Below are 13,624 nucleotides of genomic sequence, written 5' to 3' on the forward strand. Positions count from 1 at the left end.
CGAGGGTTTTGGTGTCAACCAGGGCTTCGGCTAGCTGGGGGCATACTTGCCAATGGCCGGCAGGTTGGCCTCGAAGCGCACCACGTGGTCGAGAAAGCCGCCAAAGGTATTGGCGAGCGTGCGGTTGGCGTCGGTGAAGGTCGAGCCGAAGATTTTTTCAAAGGAATCCATGAAACAAGCAGAAAAGGTGAGATAAAAGGGCAACCTTAGCCGCGGGAAAATACTTGCCATCAGCTGGACGTCCCTAAATGCATAAACGCCTCGCCGCTATGCAAACTTCCGAAAGGAATTTTTTAAAGCGAAAAGTGCAAACCGCGTTTTTTGCCGCAAAAACGCGGTTTTCAGGTGTGATTCAGGTGTGAAATGCCAAAATTTTACACCATAGTCCCAGGCCGCAATCGTGCGTAAATCCCCCGCCTTTCCTCCCTGATTAGGTTGAACCCCAACGGGGCTAGGCTCCGGAACCCGGTTGGGGTTCTTCGGTAGGCGGGAGGGCTGCTAGCTAGTGGGGTGCGCCCACCGCCCGCCTACCGGCGCGGCTTGGGGCCGGCGGGGCGGCCTTTGCCCGCGCCGGGGCCGGCGGGGCGGCGGCCCGGGCCACCGGCGCTGCCGCCCGTGGGCTTGTGGCTGGGTCCGGAACCGCCGGCGCTGCCGCCCGTGGGCTTGCGCGTAGAGCCGGGGCGGGCGGGGCGCTCGCCGGGCTTGGGCTTATCGGGGCGGGGGCCCCACCAGCCGGTGCCCGAAGGGCTTTGGGGCGAGGGGCGGGCGCCCTTGCGGGGGGCGGGGGTGGAGGGGCGGTGGCCTTTGGCCCGGCCGCCGCTGGCCTCCTCGGTGCCGCTGCTGGTGCTGATGAGGGCCATGATGCCGGCCAGCTCGTCGGAGGTCAGCTCGCGCCAGTCGCCCACGGGCAGGCCCTTCAGGCGCACGTTCATAATGCGGGTGCGTTCGAGCTTCACCACGTCGTAGCCAAAGTATTCGCACATGCGCCGTATCTGGCGGTTGAGGCCCTGCACCAGGGTGATGCGGAAGATGAACGGGCTTTCCTGCTCGACCCGGCAGGGCTTGGTGACGGTGCCCAGCATGGGCACGCCGCCCGCCAGCCCGGCAATGACGGCCGGCGTGAGCTGGTGGCTGACCGTGACGAGGTACTCCTTTTCGTGCTGGTTGCCGGCGCGCAGGATTTTATTGACGATGTCGCCGTTGCTGGTCAGAAAGATGAGACCCTGCGAGTCCTTGTCCAAGCGCCCGATGGGGAACACGCGCTGGCTGTGGTTGACGTAGTCCACGATGTTGCCGCGCACGCCCGGCTCGGGGGTGCTGGTGATGCCCACGGGCTTGTTGAAGGCCAGGTACACGGCCTCGTCGGCGGCCAGGGGCTCCAGGCGGCGGCCGTTCACGGTCACGCGGTCGCGCGGGCTCACCTGGTCGCCGATGCGGGCGGGCTTGCCGTTGAGCAACACCTGGCCCTCGGCAATGTAGCGGTCGGCCTCGCGGCGCGAGCACAGGCCGCTTTCGCTGATAAACTTATTGAGACGCATAGGAGAGGCGAAAGCGGGGGAGAAGGGCAACAGGAACGACGTGGTCCTACGAATTCCGCGCAGCGGTTCGTAGGACCACTTAGTCGGTAGCGCCGCAAGAACCGCAAAGGTCGGTCATCCTATCGACAAAGTGGTCCTACGAACCGCTGCGCGGAATTCGTAGGACCACCCCGCCCTTCCCACCACAACCCCATCCGTACGCCCGCCGTATCAGGCCCCACCGGCTAGCATCTGGCCGGGCTTCCCCTTTACAATTCGCTTACCATGAATACCAAATTGCTTGCCCTGGCCGCCGCCGCCACTCTGGCCACCGCCGCCTGTTCCCAGGAAAAAACCGTTGACACGACCGTGACCACCGACCCCGCCACGGCCACCGTGACGGAAACCACCACGACCACCGTGGACACCACGGCCTACCGCAGCGAGGCCGACATGATGGCCAACCGCGTGGCGCAGGACCTCAAGATTACCGACCCGACCGTGGTGGAGCGCGTGAAAACCGTGTACTACACCCGCGGCCGCCGCCTCAACACCTATACTACCGACACCACCGGCCGCTACGCCGCCCTGAAGGCTGCCAACGACGAGGCCACGGCCAACCTGGCCGCCGCCCTGCCCGCCGAGCAGTACAACACCTACACCAGCCACCTCAACGACTACTACGCCGGCCAGCCCTACACCGTGGTAGTGGTGGGCAGCGCCCCGCGCCCCAGCCTGGAGAAGCGCGTGGGCGGCGGCTCGACGGTGACCAAAATGGAGCGTGAGGAAGACGGCGACAAGAAAACCAAGTTCGCCAACGGGGCCAAGGTGAAGCGCGACGACGACGGCTCGCTGAAAGTGAAACGCGCCGACGGCACCAAAATCAAGATTGACGAAGACGGCAACCGCACGGTGAAGAAGCCGCTGTTTAAGTAAGCCGCTGGCACTTGAAAAAGCCCGTCCCTGCAAGGGGGCGGGCTTTTGTGCGTTTGGGCCTTACGGTGCGGCTCCGGGCACCCCACCCCCCGGCCCCCTCCCCTTCGGGAGAGGGGGAGCCGAACGATTCCGGAAGGAGCATGACCGGTGCCCCCTCTCCCGAAGGGGAGGGGGTCAGGGGGTGGGGTTGAACGTCCGGGGAGCCTGACGATTCTCTAAAGCGGCATGACCGGTGCCCCCTCTCCCAAAGGGGAGGGGGGCAGGGGGTGAGGTTGCCCGCCCGGGAAGCTCTCACAACTTCCACCCCACGCTCACCCCCGTAAACGGCCCCAGCATGTACGGCGACCACTCGGCCTGCTTGTACCACGGCCGGGGCTGGCGCGGCGCGGCGCCCAGCCCATTGCCCGACTCCACGCGGGTGCGGCCGTGCTTCACGGCAATCTTGGCGAAGCCGTAGCCGATGGCAATGCCCAGCGGGTAGTCGGAGGCCCAGTGCACGCCGTTGTTCAGCATCGAGTAGCCCAGCAGGCCGATGAGGGTGTAGCCCACGGGGCGGATAAACTTGTACTCGGGGTAGTTGTCGGCAATGACGGTGAGCGTGGCCATGGCCGTGGCTACGTGGCCGCTGGGGTAGGCGTCGTAGTTGGGCACGTGGCTCTGGTAGCGGCTGATGGACGGGAACAAATGCCACTCGCCGCGCTCCTTGGTGGCCACGAAGGGGCTCTGCCGCCCCGTGCTGCGCTTGAGGGCCTGAATGACCACGCCCGTGCTCAGGATGGCCTCGCCGAGCTGCGAGGCGGTTTGGGCCGCCCGGTTGTCGCGGGCCACGAGGCCGTAGCCGAGAAAGCCCGTGGCGATGGTGAGGTGCGTCCAGCCGTCGCCGATGAAGTAGAAGGCGCTGTTGAGGTTGTCGGGGGCGTTGAACTCGAAGGGCAGGTTGAGCGAGCCGATGCTGAAGGGGATGCGCACCAGCGTCTTCTGGGTGCTGCGGGCGTCGAGGCCCATGTCGCGCCCGATGTCCTGCGAGATGGCGAGGATGGGCTCATCGAGCCCGTAGAGCAGGGCCGAGCCGGCGAAGATTTTGACGATGGGGATGATTTTATCCCGCTGGAACGCGTAGCCCGGAAACTGCACGATGTCGCGCGGAATGTGCAGCAGCCAGCGGAAGGGTTTGGGCCGCTCGTAGTGCCACGTCACGCCGGGCGCCACGGTGTAGTCGCTGGTGCGCGGGCAGCGTTCCTTGCTCGCGGGGGCCGGGTTGCTGGTTGACCAGGTGGCCGTGTCGGGCGGGGTGGTGGAAGCGCTGATTTGCAGGGTGCTATCGGCGCCCATTGGGGCCAGGCTGTCGGCCGGCAAGGGGCTGCCGCTGGACCGGATGGGTACCTTGCAAAGTTGCAGGGTGTCCGTTTGGTGCCCGAGGGAGTCCCCGCTAAGTTGCAAACCGGCCCTCAGCGGCGTGGCCGAGGCCGTGCTAATCAGCAAGCCGCTGAGGGCGAAAAAAAGCCGCGAGGCGCGGCCGGTATTAATAGCTTTATGAAACACGAACACGTAACTAAAATCTAACAGGCACGGCTGCCAGGGCTTACGGAAGCTTTCGGCCGCGGCGGGCAGCGCCCCAACGTTGCCGGGAAGTAAAAGGTCCTCCGGCTTTCATCATACAAAGATAATCTACCCTTGTTGGTAGGAATGATGAAGGCCGGGTGGTGGTAGTACGAATTCCCCGCAGGGGTTCGTACTACCACTTTGTCGGTAGGTTTATCGGAAGCTACTTATTAACCGGAGCCAACGACAAAATGGTAGTACGAACCCCTGCGGGGAATTCGTACTACCACGCCAGACGCGCAGCGCGGGGAAATGCTTTTACCCCCGTCGCCGTACCTTGTCGCTCCCCGCCTTTCCGCCCGCTCATGTCCACGCCCGCCAACCCCTACCAGCCCCAGTTCGATGCCCTGCGCCAGCGCGCCCCCGCCCTGCGCCAGGAAGACGCCGCCGCCCGCCGCCAGCGCCTGCGCCGCCTGCACGACTGGCTGCTGCGCAACCGCGAGGCTATCCGGCAGGCGCTGTTTGCCGACTTTCGCAAGCCGCCCGCCGAGACGGACGTGACCGAAATCTGGGCCTCCCAAACGGAAATCAAACACGCCTCGGCCCAACTCGGCCAGTGGATGAAGCCCCGGCGGGTAGCCGCGCCGCTGGCCCTGCTGGGTACCCGCAGCTGGGTGCAGGTCGAGCCCAAGGGCGTGGTACTCATCATCGCCCCCTGGAACTACCCGTTCTACCTCGCCGTGGACCCGCTGGTGTCGGCCATCGCGGCGGGCAACGCCGTGGTCATCAAGCCGGCCGAGCAGACGCCCGCCACCTCAGCCTTGTTGAAAAGAATGGCCGACGAGCTGTTTCCGCCCAATGAGGTGCTGGTCATTGAGGGCGGCAAGGACGAGGCAACCGAACTCCTGCGCCTGCCCTGGAACCACATCTTCTTCACGGGCGCGCCCGCTATCGGCAAAGTGGTCATGCGGGCCGCGGCGGAGCACCTCAGCAGCGTCACGCTGGAGCTGGGGGGCAAGAGCCCGGCCATCGTCGACGCCACCGCCGACCTGCGCGACGCCGCCGAGAAAATCGTGTGGGGCAAGTTTCTCAACGCCGGCCAGACCTGCGTGGCGCCCGACTACGTGCTGGTGCAAAAGGCTGTGGCCGACGAGTTGGTAACCGAGCTGCAGGCCGCCATCCAGCGCTTCTACAACCCCGAGGGCGCGGGCGTGGAGCAGTCCGAGTCCTTTGCCCGCATCGTCAACGACCACCACTTCCGCCGCCTGCAGGCGCTGCTCGACGATGCCCGCCACCGGGGCGCCACCTTCGCCACCGGCGGCGCCACCGATGCCCGCCAGCGCTACCTGGCCCCCACGCTGCTCACCAACGTACCCCCCGAGGCCCTGGTGTGGCAGGAGGAAATCTTCGGCCCGCTCTTGCCGCTGCGCCCCTTCGACACGCTGCCCGAGGCGGCGGCCTTCGTGAATGCCGGGCTGCCCCCGCTGGCGCAGTACGTCTTCACCCAGAGCCGCGACAACCGCCGGTACCTGCTCGACAGCATCCCGGCGGGCGGGGCGGCCGTCAACGAAACCATCATCCACCTGGCCCACCCCGATTTGCCCTTCGGGGGCGTCGGCAACAGCGGCCTCGGCAAGGCGCACGGCTACGCGGGCTTCCTCGCCTTCAGCAACGAGAAGGGCGTGCTGCGCCAGCGCATCGGCCTGACGGGCATAAAGACCATGTACCCACCCTATACCAGTCAGGTCAAGCGCTTTATTGGCTGGCTGCTGAAGTATCTGTAGGGCAAGGCGTGTATCTTTGGGCAAAGACCAGCATCATGGGAGAGCAGCAGCCACAACCGCACTACTATACGCCCGCCGAATATTTTGCCTTGGAGGAACAAGGTGAGGTGAGGCATGAGTACTTCGGCGGGGAGGTCTTCGCGATGGCGGGGGCGACCAAAGCCCACAATCTGTTATCAAAAGCCATGATGAATGGCTTGGATGCAGCTTTGCTGGGCCGACAGTGTCGGGTGTTTATCGGCGATGTGCGCGTGGTAATAAAGGAAAATCATCATTACGTGTACCCTGACGTGGTGGTGAGCTGCGACCCCGATGACGAGCGCGACGACCTGCTGGTGCGTAAGCCCCTGCTTATCGTCGAAGTGCTATCCGACTCGACGGCTGCCTACGACCGCAGCGATAAATTCAAGCACTATCGCCAGCTAGCCAGCCTGCGCTATTACGTATTGATACACCAAAATCGCTGGCTGGTTGAGTGGTTTCACCGGGAGGAGCCCGATAAATGGGTGTACCATTCGCTTGATTCGCCCACCGACGTGCTGGAAATTGCGGAGCTCAACCTACAGCTGCCCTTGGCCGACCTCTACGCCGCCACCAACATTGCGCCGCTGCGGCTCACGCCCCCGCCCGGCGAGGAGCCGCGCTGAGGCGCGGTGCCGGCTACTTGGCCCGCTGCTGCATCTCGGCGTACATCTGCTTGCGCTTGGCGAGCGACTCCTTGTATTTCACCGGGCCCAGGACTTGCTTCAGGCTGTTTTCGGAAGCGGCGACGAGGCGGTTTTTCTCGGCTTTGAGCTGCGGCGAGCCGGCGGGGTACTTCTGCTGGGCGGCGTTGGCGTCGGCGGTGAGCTGGTTGAGAATCTGGCGCACCTGCAGGGTTTGGTCGGGGCGCAGGCTCAGGGTCGAGGTCATCACGTCGGCGAGGTCGCGGGCGGCGGTGGGGGGCGTGGGCGAGTCTTCGGTGCGCACGGTTTCGACCACCGGGGTTTTGGCGGGGCGGTCGCGGCGGGCGCAGTCGGTGAGCAGCAGGGTGGCCAGGGCCAGAGCGAAATACAGGGTTTTCATAGCAAGCAGTAGGCGGGTTGCCCCCGCATACGCAAAACCCTTCCCCGGCGGGGAGTGTTGGGTTATGAATTATGAGTTTTGAGTTATGAGTCAGGAGACATGCCTGCCGTTTTCAACTCATAATTCAAAACTCTCAACTCATAACTTCCTTCAGTCCCTGGGCGGTGTGGTGGGCCAGGGCCATGATGGTGAGCATGGGGTTGACGCCGCTGCAGGCGGGGAAGGCCGAACCGTCGGCCACGTAGAGACCTTGCACTTCGACGGTGCGGCCGTCGGGGCGCAGGGGGTGGGTGGCGGCGTCGCCGCCGAGGCGGCAGGTGCTCATCTGGTGGGCGCTGTAGAGGCCGAAATGGTTAGGCTTCCAGGGCAGGTGGGGAAGCTGGTCGAGCACGGCGGGGTTGGTAATGTGGCCGTTCTGGACATACAGGGTGGGGAGGGTGCCGTGGGGCAGGTAGATGGTGTGGGCGCCGGCGGCGGCGTGGATTTCGGCGGCGCCGCGCACGCCGGTGAGCAGGTTGGCCCGGTCGTGGTCGGAGAGGGTGTAGTCGATGAGCGGGGCGCCGTGCTTGTCGAGGCGGACGCGGCCGCCGTCGCGGTCGCGGGTGAGGACGATGAAGGAGCCGAGGTGGTCGGCGTCGCGCATGAGGGACTGGTGCTGCTGGCCGCTGAGCCAGGGGAGCACCATGGCCATGAGGCCGGGGTGGGTGGGCGGGGTTTCGAGCTTGACGCCGAAGTTGGTGCCGTGCAGACGGCTGTAGGTGTCGTTGACGACGCTCATGCTGGGGCCGTGCCAGGAGTTGAGGGCGTGGGGGTACTTGGCGGCGACGACGACGGTGGGGTGCAGGTGCAGGTGGCGGCCGAGGTGCGGGTGGGTGAGGCCGGAGCGCAGGAGCAGAGCGGGCGTCTGGATGGCGCCGCCGGCTACTACCACGCAGCGGGCGCGCACGGTGATGCGCAGGGGGCGGCCGTCGGCGGTGGTGTGCAGGGCTTCGGCGCCGGTGGCGCGGCCATTGCTGACCGTGACGCGCTCGACGCGGGTGTCGGGGAGGAGGCGGGCGCCGTGGGCGGCGGCGGTGGCGAGGTAGGTGTTGAGGGTGCCTTGCTTGAGGTTGTGGGCGTCGCCGAGGGTGCTGTAGCCGAGGGCGCGGAAGTGGGCCTCGGAAGTAGGGTCGAGGTTTTTTTCGTTGCGGGGGATGAGGCGGGTTTGTTGGCCGAGCTTATGGGAGCCTTCGAGCAGGGCCTGGTTTTGGCCGTTGTGGCGGGGGTAGTCGGTGTTGACGCTGAGGGTGTGGGCGACGGCGTCGAGGCTTTGTTGGAAGTCATTTTCCAGGAAGAAGGGGGCGTGGTGCTCGCGGGCCCATTCTTCGAGGATGTAATCGGGGGTGCGGAAGGCGCCGGCCCAGTTGACGGTGGTGCCGCCGCCGAGGCAGGAGCCGGCGAGCAGGCCAATGGCGCCGTCCTGGGTGCTGAGGGTGCCGGCGGCGTCGTAGAGTTTGCCGAGCATGTCGGCTTCTCTTTGCGTGAAGTCGCAGCCGTGGCAGTACGGGCCCTTTTCTAAGACTAATACATCGTGGCCGGCCTGGGCGAGCTCGCCGGCTACTACGCCGCCGCCGGCGCCGGAGCCGATGACGAGGATTTCGCAGTCGATAACCGTGTCCTGAGTGGGGCGCAGGGGCTTGAGGGGGCGGGGGGAATCGACGGGGGGGGCGTCGGGGCCGGGGTAGCGCAGGGCGCCCCAGGCGGCGGGGAGCTCGGGCTGGCTGCCGCCGTAGTAGAGGAAGGTGCAGAGCTTGCGCAGGGCGTGGAAGCCTTTGCGAAGGGGGGGCAGGTGGGAGCTGGCCCAGCTTTGGAGGAGGTGCTCGCGCTGGGCGGGCTCGAGCTTGGTGAAGGGGCGCAGGGGGCCGAACCAGGTGAGGCCGAGGACGGGCTTTTCGAGGAGGTCGAGGAGCTGGGCGAACTCGGCCTGGGCGGCCTGGGGCTGGGCGTGGATGGCGATTTCGAGCTTGGCGAGGTTGACGCCCTGGGAGCCGGGCGGGGTGCCGTCGGGCTGGGGGGGGATGAAGGTGTCGGCGAGGGCGCGGAGGGTGGCGGCGCGGCTGGGCGTGAGGGTGAACATGCGGGGCGGGCGGGAAAAGCCGGGAAAATGTACGGCTTTTTTGGGGAAAGTAGTAGGCGTGCCGAGTAGTTTGGGGATTTAGATGAGTGTTTGTTAGGTAGAACGTCATCCTGAGCGGAGCGAAAGGACCTCGTCCGCGTCGGGTGGGGTGGTAACTTTCTTGCGACTTAACGATTAGGGTTACTACCACAACGAAGCGGGCGAGGTCCTTTCGCTGCGCTCAGGATGACGTTCTTTTTGTTCGGGATGACGTTCTTTTGTCTTCTATCCTCCCATTTATTACCCCTATGGCTTCTTTGATTCGCACGCCGGAGACTTCGCACCGGATTCATTTTCAGGATTGCGACATGCTGGGGCACTTGAACAATGCGCGGTACCTGGATTATTTTCTGAATGCGCGGGAGGACCAGGTGGCCCAGCATTACCAGCTGAACATGGGGGCGCTGGCGCAGGAGCAGCAGGCGGCGTGGGTGATTACGAAGCACTACCTGAGCTACCTGAAGCCGGCGCGGCAGGGGGTGGAGGTGCTGATTCGCTCGCAATTGATTCATTTCGACAACTCGAACCTGGTGCTGGAAATGCAGATGCGCTCGGGCGATGGGCGGCGGCTGCTGGCGCTGCTGTGGTCGGAAATGGCGTTTGTGCGGCTGCCGGGGGGCACGCGGCTGGACCATTCGGATGAGCTGATGGACTTGCTGGACCAGCTGGACGTGGAGGCGGCGGACTACGACCCGGATGGCTTTGATGAGCGGGTGAAGGCGGTGCGCAAGGAGCTGAAGGCGGCGCGGAGGGCGGCGGGGGAGGCGGACTAAGGGGGTGGGGGGCTGCTGGCGTTCAACCCCACCCCCTGACCCCCTCCCCTTCGGGAGAGGGGGCACCGGTTAGGCTGTTAGTGGATGATTTGCCTCTTAATACAAGGGTTGGGGAGGTGGCGGAGGAAATTGTAAGTTTCGGGTAGCGTCTTGAGGTCAATTAGGAGCTTCCTGTAATGAAATAATACAATGGCGAAGCCGATTAGGAGCGGGGCGAAGCGGATTGGGAGGCGGCGAGGGGGCGTTGGGAGGCAGACGGGAGGAATTGGGAGGGGGCAAAAAGGGCTTTGGAGCTAGCTGGAAGGGGGGTGGAGGGTGCTGCGATGCGTGAGGAGTGGGGAGGGGGCGGTGAGGGGAGGCGGGATGGGTGGAAGGGAGCTAAATGGACTGAAAAAGAGGGCGGAATTGTAGAAAAGCAGGATGGGCAAAAACGGGATTTTGCATCTTTCGAAGATGGCGGCCTGGGGGCTGGGGCGGCGGATACAAGGGATGGGGCGGGCGCTTACATTTGGGGGCCGGAAAGACGGTAACATACTCACCCTTATTTGCCCCTGCCATGAAAGTGCTGCCGATGTCGCAAAGCGACCTTATCCGTTTGCTGCCGCTGGGGTGGCAGAACTACCTGGACAACCAGCCGCGATTTGCGAGCTATAAGAAGAGCTACACGCCGGGGGTGGCGACGGGGGCGCTGCAGCGGCTGGCCGATGCGCAGAAGCTGCCGGACCTGGATGCGCGCACGGCGAACCCGGAGCTGACGCGCACGGAGCTGGTGGAGCAGGCGCGGGAGTTTCTGGAGGTGTGGCAGTGGTTGGAGGGGTATATTGAGACGGCGTATAAGGGGGAGGCGTATAAGCCGATGCGGGTGGCGGCGGGCTACCGGAGCTACGATGCGGCGGCGGGTTACGACTGGGGGGCGATGGTGAAGCTGATGGATGCGGCCAAGCAGTTTGTGCAGCTGCACGACGACGAGCTGCAGGCGAAGGGGGATATGCCGGATGACTTTGCGGCGCGGGTGGTAGCGGAGGCGGCCGACGTGGAGACGCTGCTGGCGCGGATGGCGCGGGAGACGCAGACGGCGGAAACGGGGACGACGGAGCGGCAGACGGCGCTGCTGGCCTGCCTGGACGAGTACCGGCTGATGAACCGGGATGCGCAGCGCATCTTTTTGCGGCAGCCGGAGGTGGCGCGGCGGTTTCAGCTGGAGCACCTGCTGGAGATTGTAGGGGGCGGGGCGCAGGCGGGCATCCGGGGGACGCTGACGCTGGCCGATGGGACGCCGGCGGCGGGGGTGACGGTGGAGGTGCCGCGGCTGAAGGAGCCGGCCGTGACGGTGAGCGATGCGGACGGGCGCTACGCGCTGGCGCTGGCGGCGGGGGAGTACCTGGTGGCGTTTGGGGGAGCGGGGTACGTGGCGCAGCAGCAGCGGGTGATGGTGGAGGCGGGGGTGAAGCGAAGGGTGGATGGGGTGATGGCGCGGGGGGGGATTTAATCAAAAAACAACCAAGTACAAACAAGTCAAATGGAGCAACCGAAAGTAATTGTTGACGAGAAGTTGTCAGAAATTGCCCTTCTCGTAGCAGAGGGTAAGACGCCTAGTGTTTCAGTTAGAGAATTGCTAGGATGGGTGCTTGCCCAGAGAAGAGGCTGGTATGTGGTGAGTCTAATCCGAGGCGCATTGAGTGAGGTAGGACTCGTTACAGTTCCTGATTTCGAATCGGTTTACATCGATGCAAATGTGTCTTTCGTAAAAGAGGGCTCTGCTTCAGCGAATGACACTATTGAAGATGATACTTCAGGTCAATCAGGGCATGGCGACGGTGATGCAGGTAACGAGAACGGGGAAGGCTCTGGGAACTATTCAGCTCAGGCTACGGCATTCATTACACCTGATTACATTGTGTCAGATGGACTGGCTAACAACGACCCAACTTACAGAATTAGCAAGCTGGAGGCTGCTGGTATCCCCCCTGTGTCTGTAAGTCCCAATGATACTCTTGAGTGCGCTATTACACTTATGTTGAGCAACAATTTTTCACAGTTGCCTGTGATGACAAGTGAACGCGAAGTAAAAGGAGTGATAAGTTGGTTTTCTATTGCCACGAGACTTGCTCTTGGTAAAGAAGGGCTAGTTGTCAAAGACCTAATGGAGCCTCATCAGGAGATGAGGGAAAGTGATTCTATATTCTCCGCAATCTCGATTGTAAATCAGCACGACTATGTACTGGTGCGCGACGGCGAGAAAAGGATAACAGGTATGGTTACCGCCGCTGATTTGAATCATCAATTTCAAAACCTAGCAGAGCCTTTTTTACTGCTAGGAGAGATAGAAAACCAGATACGGAGGTTTATCGACAATAAATTCACTTCTGGCGAACTAGAAGCAGCTAAAAATCCTGCAGATACAGAGAGGACGGTATTGTCTGTATCAAGTTTGACTTTTGGCGAGTACGTCAAATTGCTGGAAAATCCAGATAATTGGAATAAGCTAGAGCTTAAGTTAGACCGAAAGACCTTCATCAGTAAGCTTGAACAAATAAGAAAAATACGAAATGACGTAATGCATTTCGACCCAGACCCTTTAGCAGGCAAGCAACAAAAAGCTCTGCGCGATTTTGCGCAATTTTTACAGCGTATCCATTCTCTTCAAGCGAATTAAGTATGGACTTTATAGTCTGCTGTAATCAGTCTATAACAGAAGCGGCCCCGGCATTCGCCGGGCCCGCTTCTCGTTGCTACTATTTCTACAGCCAAGCCTGGGTTTCCTTGAACTCGGCGGGGTAGAAGTTGAGGTATTGGACGATGCGGGGGTAGGTGCCGTGGTTGGGGCTGCTGCCGTGGGGCAGGAAGTGGTGCCAGATGACGAAGTCGCCGGCCTGGGCGGCGATGGGCTGGGCCTGGGGCTGGAGGTCGATGCTGCGCGGGTCGGTGCCGGGGGGGAGGGCGGCCAGCCAGGGCTGGAGCTGGTGGTGGAAGCCGGGCACGCAGCAGAAGGCGCCCTGGTGGGCGGGGGTGTCGCAGAGGTAGAGCAGGCCCTGGGTGCCGAAGCGGAAGGGCGGCAGCAGGCTCATGTCCCAGTGCAGGTGGGGGCCCTGGAAGGGGCGGCCGGGGGTTTCGGGCGGGTTGAAGCTGGTGCGGTCGGTGGTGGGCCAGAGGTCGGGGGTGCGCCAGAGCTGGGCGAAGGCCTTGCGGATGCGGGGCGACTGGCGGTTGGCGAGCAGGGTGGGGTGGTGGTAGAATTCCATCATGATGCCCTTGCCGATGCGCTGCTGGTACCAGGTGGCGGGGTCGGTGGGGCTCATGCCGAGGTGCTGCCACACGGCGGCTTCGGTGGCCTGGGCCTGCTCTTTGGATACGGCGTTGCGGACGATGACGTAGCCGTGCTCGTGCCAGTGCTGCAGGTCGGCGGGGGTGAGGACGGCTTCGCTGTCCTCGATTTCGCGGAGCTGGGCTTGCAGGGCGGGGCCGTAGGGCTGGCCGCTGAAGAGGCAGTGGAGGCGCTCGAGGTGCAGGGGGGCGAGGTGGCCGTGGTGGCGGGCGAGAATCCAGTTTTCGAACTCTTCGAAAGAGGGGGCGTGCTGGAGGAGGTACTGGGTGGTTTCTTCGAGGGCCAAGCCGAGGCCGTTGAGCAGGAGGTTGTCGAGGCGCCAGCTGTCGGCGTCGCGCTCGATGAACTGGCCCTGGCGGCGGGCCAGGGCCTGCTGCCAGTAGTGGTGGAGGTAGGGGAGGTTGAGTTGGGTGGTTGTGGGGGACATGGGTCGCAGGTGGAAAGGTGAATTTGGGTGTTGGGTGTTGGGTGTTGGGTGTTGGGTGTTGGGTGTTGGGTGTTGGGTGTTGGGTGTTGGGTGTTGGGTG

12 protein-coding genes are annotated in these 13,624 nt (G+C 63.6%); 6 read left to right on the forward strand and 6 right to left on the reverse strand.

What is annotated here, in order from left to right; genetic code table 11:
* Positions 1-30: 30 nt before the first annotated feature.
* Entirely contained in the window at positions 31-171 is a 141-nt protein-coding gene (locus tag Q5H93_RS12735) for a hypothetical protein (protein WP_305006914.1), read from the reverse strand.
* 356 nt (positions 172-527) lie between these two features.
* On the reverse strand, positions 528-1,538 hold the full coding sequence (gene rluF / locus Q5H93_RS12740; RefSeq protein ID WP_305006915.1) for a 23S rRNA pseudouridine(2604) synthase RluF: 1,011 nt from the start codon (positions 1,536-1,538) through the stop codon (positions 528-530).
* 264 nt (positions 1,539-1,802) lie between these two features.
* Between rluF and Q5H93_RS12745 the strand changes: the two genes are divergently transcribed.
* Positions 1,803-2,453, forward strand: a complete 651-nt coding sequence (locus Q5H93_RS12745) for a carbohydrate-binding protein (protein ID WP_305006916.1) — start codon at positions 1,803-1,805, stop codon at positions 2,451-2,453.
* A gap of 291 nt (positions 2,454-2,744) precedes the next feature.
* On the opposite strand, the gene Q5H93_RS12750 is transcribed toward Q5H93_RS12745, so the two are convergent.
* Complete coding sequence (locus Q5H93_RS12750; protein ID WP_305006917.1) at positions 2,745-3,995, reverse strand: phosphatase PAP2 family protein; 1,251 nt, start codon at positions 3,993-3,995, stop codon at positions 2,745-2,747.
* A gap of 365 nt (positions 3,996-4,360) precedes the next feature.
* On the opposite strand from Q5H93_RS12750, the gene Q5H93_RS12755 reads away from it, so the two are divergent.
* A complete protein-coding gene (locus Q5H93_RS12755) occupies positions 4,361-5,779 on the forward strand; it encodes an aldehyde dehydrogenase family protein (RefSeq protein ID WP_305006918.1) in 1,419 nt (472 codons plus the stop codon).
* A gap of 35 nt (positions 5,780-5,814) precedes the next feature.
* Entirely contained in the window at positions 5,815-6,426 is a 612-nt protein-coding gene (locus Q5H93_RS12760) for a Uma2 family endonuclease (protein WP_305006919.1), read from the forward strand.
* A 13-nt stretch (positions 6,427-6,439) separates the two neighbouring features.
* Here the strand turns inward: Q5H93_RS12760 and Q5H93_RS12765 are convergent, their stop codons facing one another.
* Both Q5H93_RS12765 and Q5H93_RS12770 read right to left on the reverse strand, forming a co-directional pair.
* Positions 6,440-6,844, reverse strand: a complete 405-nt coding sequence (locus tag Q5H93_RS12765) for a hypothetical protein (protein ID WP_305006920.1) — start codon at positions 6,842-6,844, stop codon at positions 6,440-6,442.
* A 133-nt stretch (positions 6,845-6,977) separates the two neighbouring features.
* Positions 6,978-8,960, reverse strand: coding sequence for an FAD-dependent oxidoreductase (locus Q5H93_RS12770; RefSeq protein ID WP_305006921.1), 1,983 nt, complete (start codon positions 8,958-8,960; stop codon positions 6,978-6,980).
* 287 nt (positions 8,961-9,247) lie between these two features.
* On the opposite strand from Q5H93_RS12770, the gene Q5H93_RS12775 reads away from it, so the two are divergent.
* From Q5H93_RS12775 to Q5H93_RS12785, 3 genes are all read left to right on the forward strand, one after another.
* Positions 9,248-9,772, forward strand: a complete 525-nt coding sequence (locus Q5H93_RS12775; RefSeq protein WP_305006922.1) for an acyl-CoA thioesterase — start codon at positions 9,248-9,250, stop codon at positions 9,770-9,772.
* 556 nt (positions 9,773-10,328) lie between these two features.
* Positions 10,329-11,261, forward strand: coding sequence for a carboxypeptidase-like regulatory domain-containing protein (locus tag Q5H93_RS12780; protein ID WP_305006923.1), 933 nt, complete (start codon positions 10,329-10,331; stop codon positions 11,259-11,261).
* Positions 11,262-11,291: 30 nt separating this feature from the next.
* A complete protein-coding gene (locus Q5H93_RS12785) occupies positions 11,292-12,428 on the forward strand; it encodes a CBS domain-containing anti-phage protein (protein ID WP_305006924.1) in 1,137 nt (378 codons plus the stop codon).
* A gap of 85 nt (positions 12,429-12,513) precedes the next feature.
* Here the strand turns inward: Q5H93_RS12785 and Q5H93_RS12790 are convergent, their stop codons facing one another.
* Positions 12,514-13,524, reverse strand: coding sequence for a phytanoyl-CoA dioxygenase family protein (locus Q5H93_RS12790; RefSeq protein WP_305006925.1), 1,011 nt, complete (start codon positions 13,522-13,524; stop codon positions 12,514-12,516).
* Between the last annotated feature and the right edge of the window lie 100 nt (positions 13,525-13,624).

The organism is Hymenobacter aranciens (assembly GCF_030580865.1).
In the GTDB taxonomy this organism is placed as follows: domain Bacteria; phylum Bacteroidota; class Bacteroidia; order Cytophagales; family Hymenobacteraceae; genus Hymenobacter; species Hymenobacter aranciens.

Coding starts and splice junctions, on each gene's coding strand:
- Q5H93_RS12735 (WP_305006914.1), bottom strand. CDS start 171: ATGGATTCCTTTGAAAAAATCTTCGGCTCGACCTTCACCGACGCCAAC.
- rluF (WP_305006915.1), bottom strand. CDS start 1,538: ATGCGTCTCAATAAGTTTATCAGCGAAAGCGGCCTGTGCTCGCGCCGC.
- Q5H93_RS12745 (WP_305006916.1), top strand. CDS start 1,803: ATGAATACCAAATTGCTTGCCCTGGCCGCCGCCGCCACTCTGGCCACC.
- Q5H93_RS12755 (WP_305006918.1), top strand. CDS start 4,361: ATGTCCACGCCCGCCAACCCCTACCAGCCCCAGTTCGATGCCCTGCGC.
- Q5H93_RS12760 (WP_305006919.1), top strand. CDS start 5,815: ATGGGAGAGCAGCAGCCACAACCGCACTACTATACGCCCGCCGAATAT.
- Q5H93_RS12765 (WP_305006920.1), bottom strand. CDS start 6,844: ATGAAAACCCTGTATTTCGCTCTGGCCCTGGCCACCCTGCTGCTCACC.
- Q5H93_RS12770 (WP_305006921.1), bottom strand. CDS start 8,960: ATGTTCACCCTCACGCCCAGCCGCGCCGCCACCCTCCGCGCCCTCGCC.
- Q5H93_RS12775 (WP_305006922.1), top strand. CDS start 9,248: ATGGCTTCTTTGATTCGCACGCCGGAGACTTCGCACCGGATTCATTTT.
- Q5H93_RS12780 (WP_305006923.1), top strand. CDS start 10,329: ATGAAAGTGCTGCCGATGTCGCAAAGCGACCTTATCCGTTTGCTGCCG.
- Q5H93_RS12785 (WP_305006924.1), top strand. CDS start 11,292: ATGGAGCAACCGAAAGTAATTGTTGACGAGAAGTTGTCAGAAATTGCC.
- Q5H93_RS12790 (WP_305006925.1), bottom strand. CDS start 13,524: ATGTCCCCCACAACCACCCAACTCAACCTCCCCTACCTCCACCACTAC.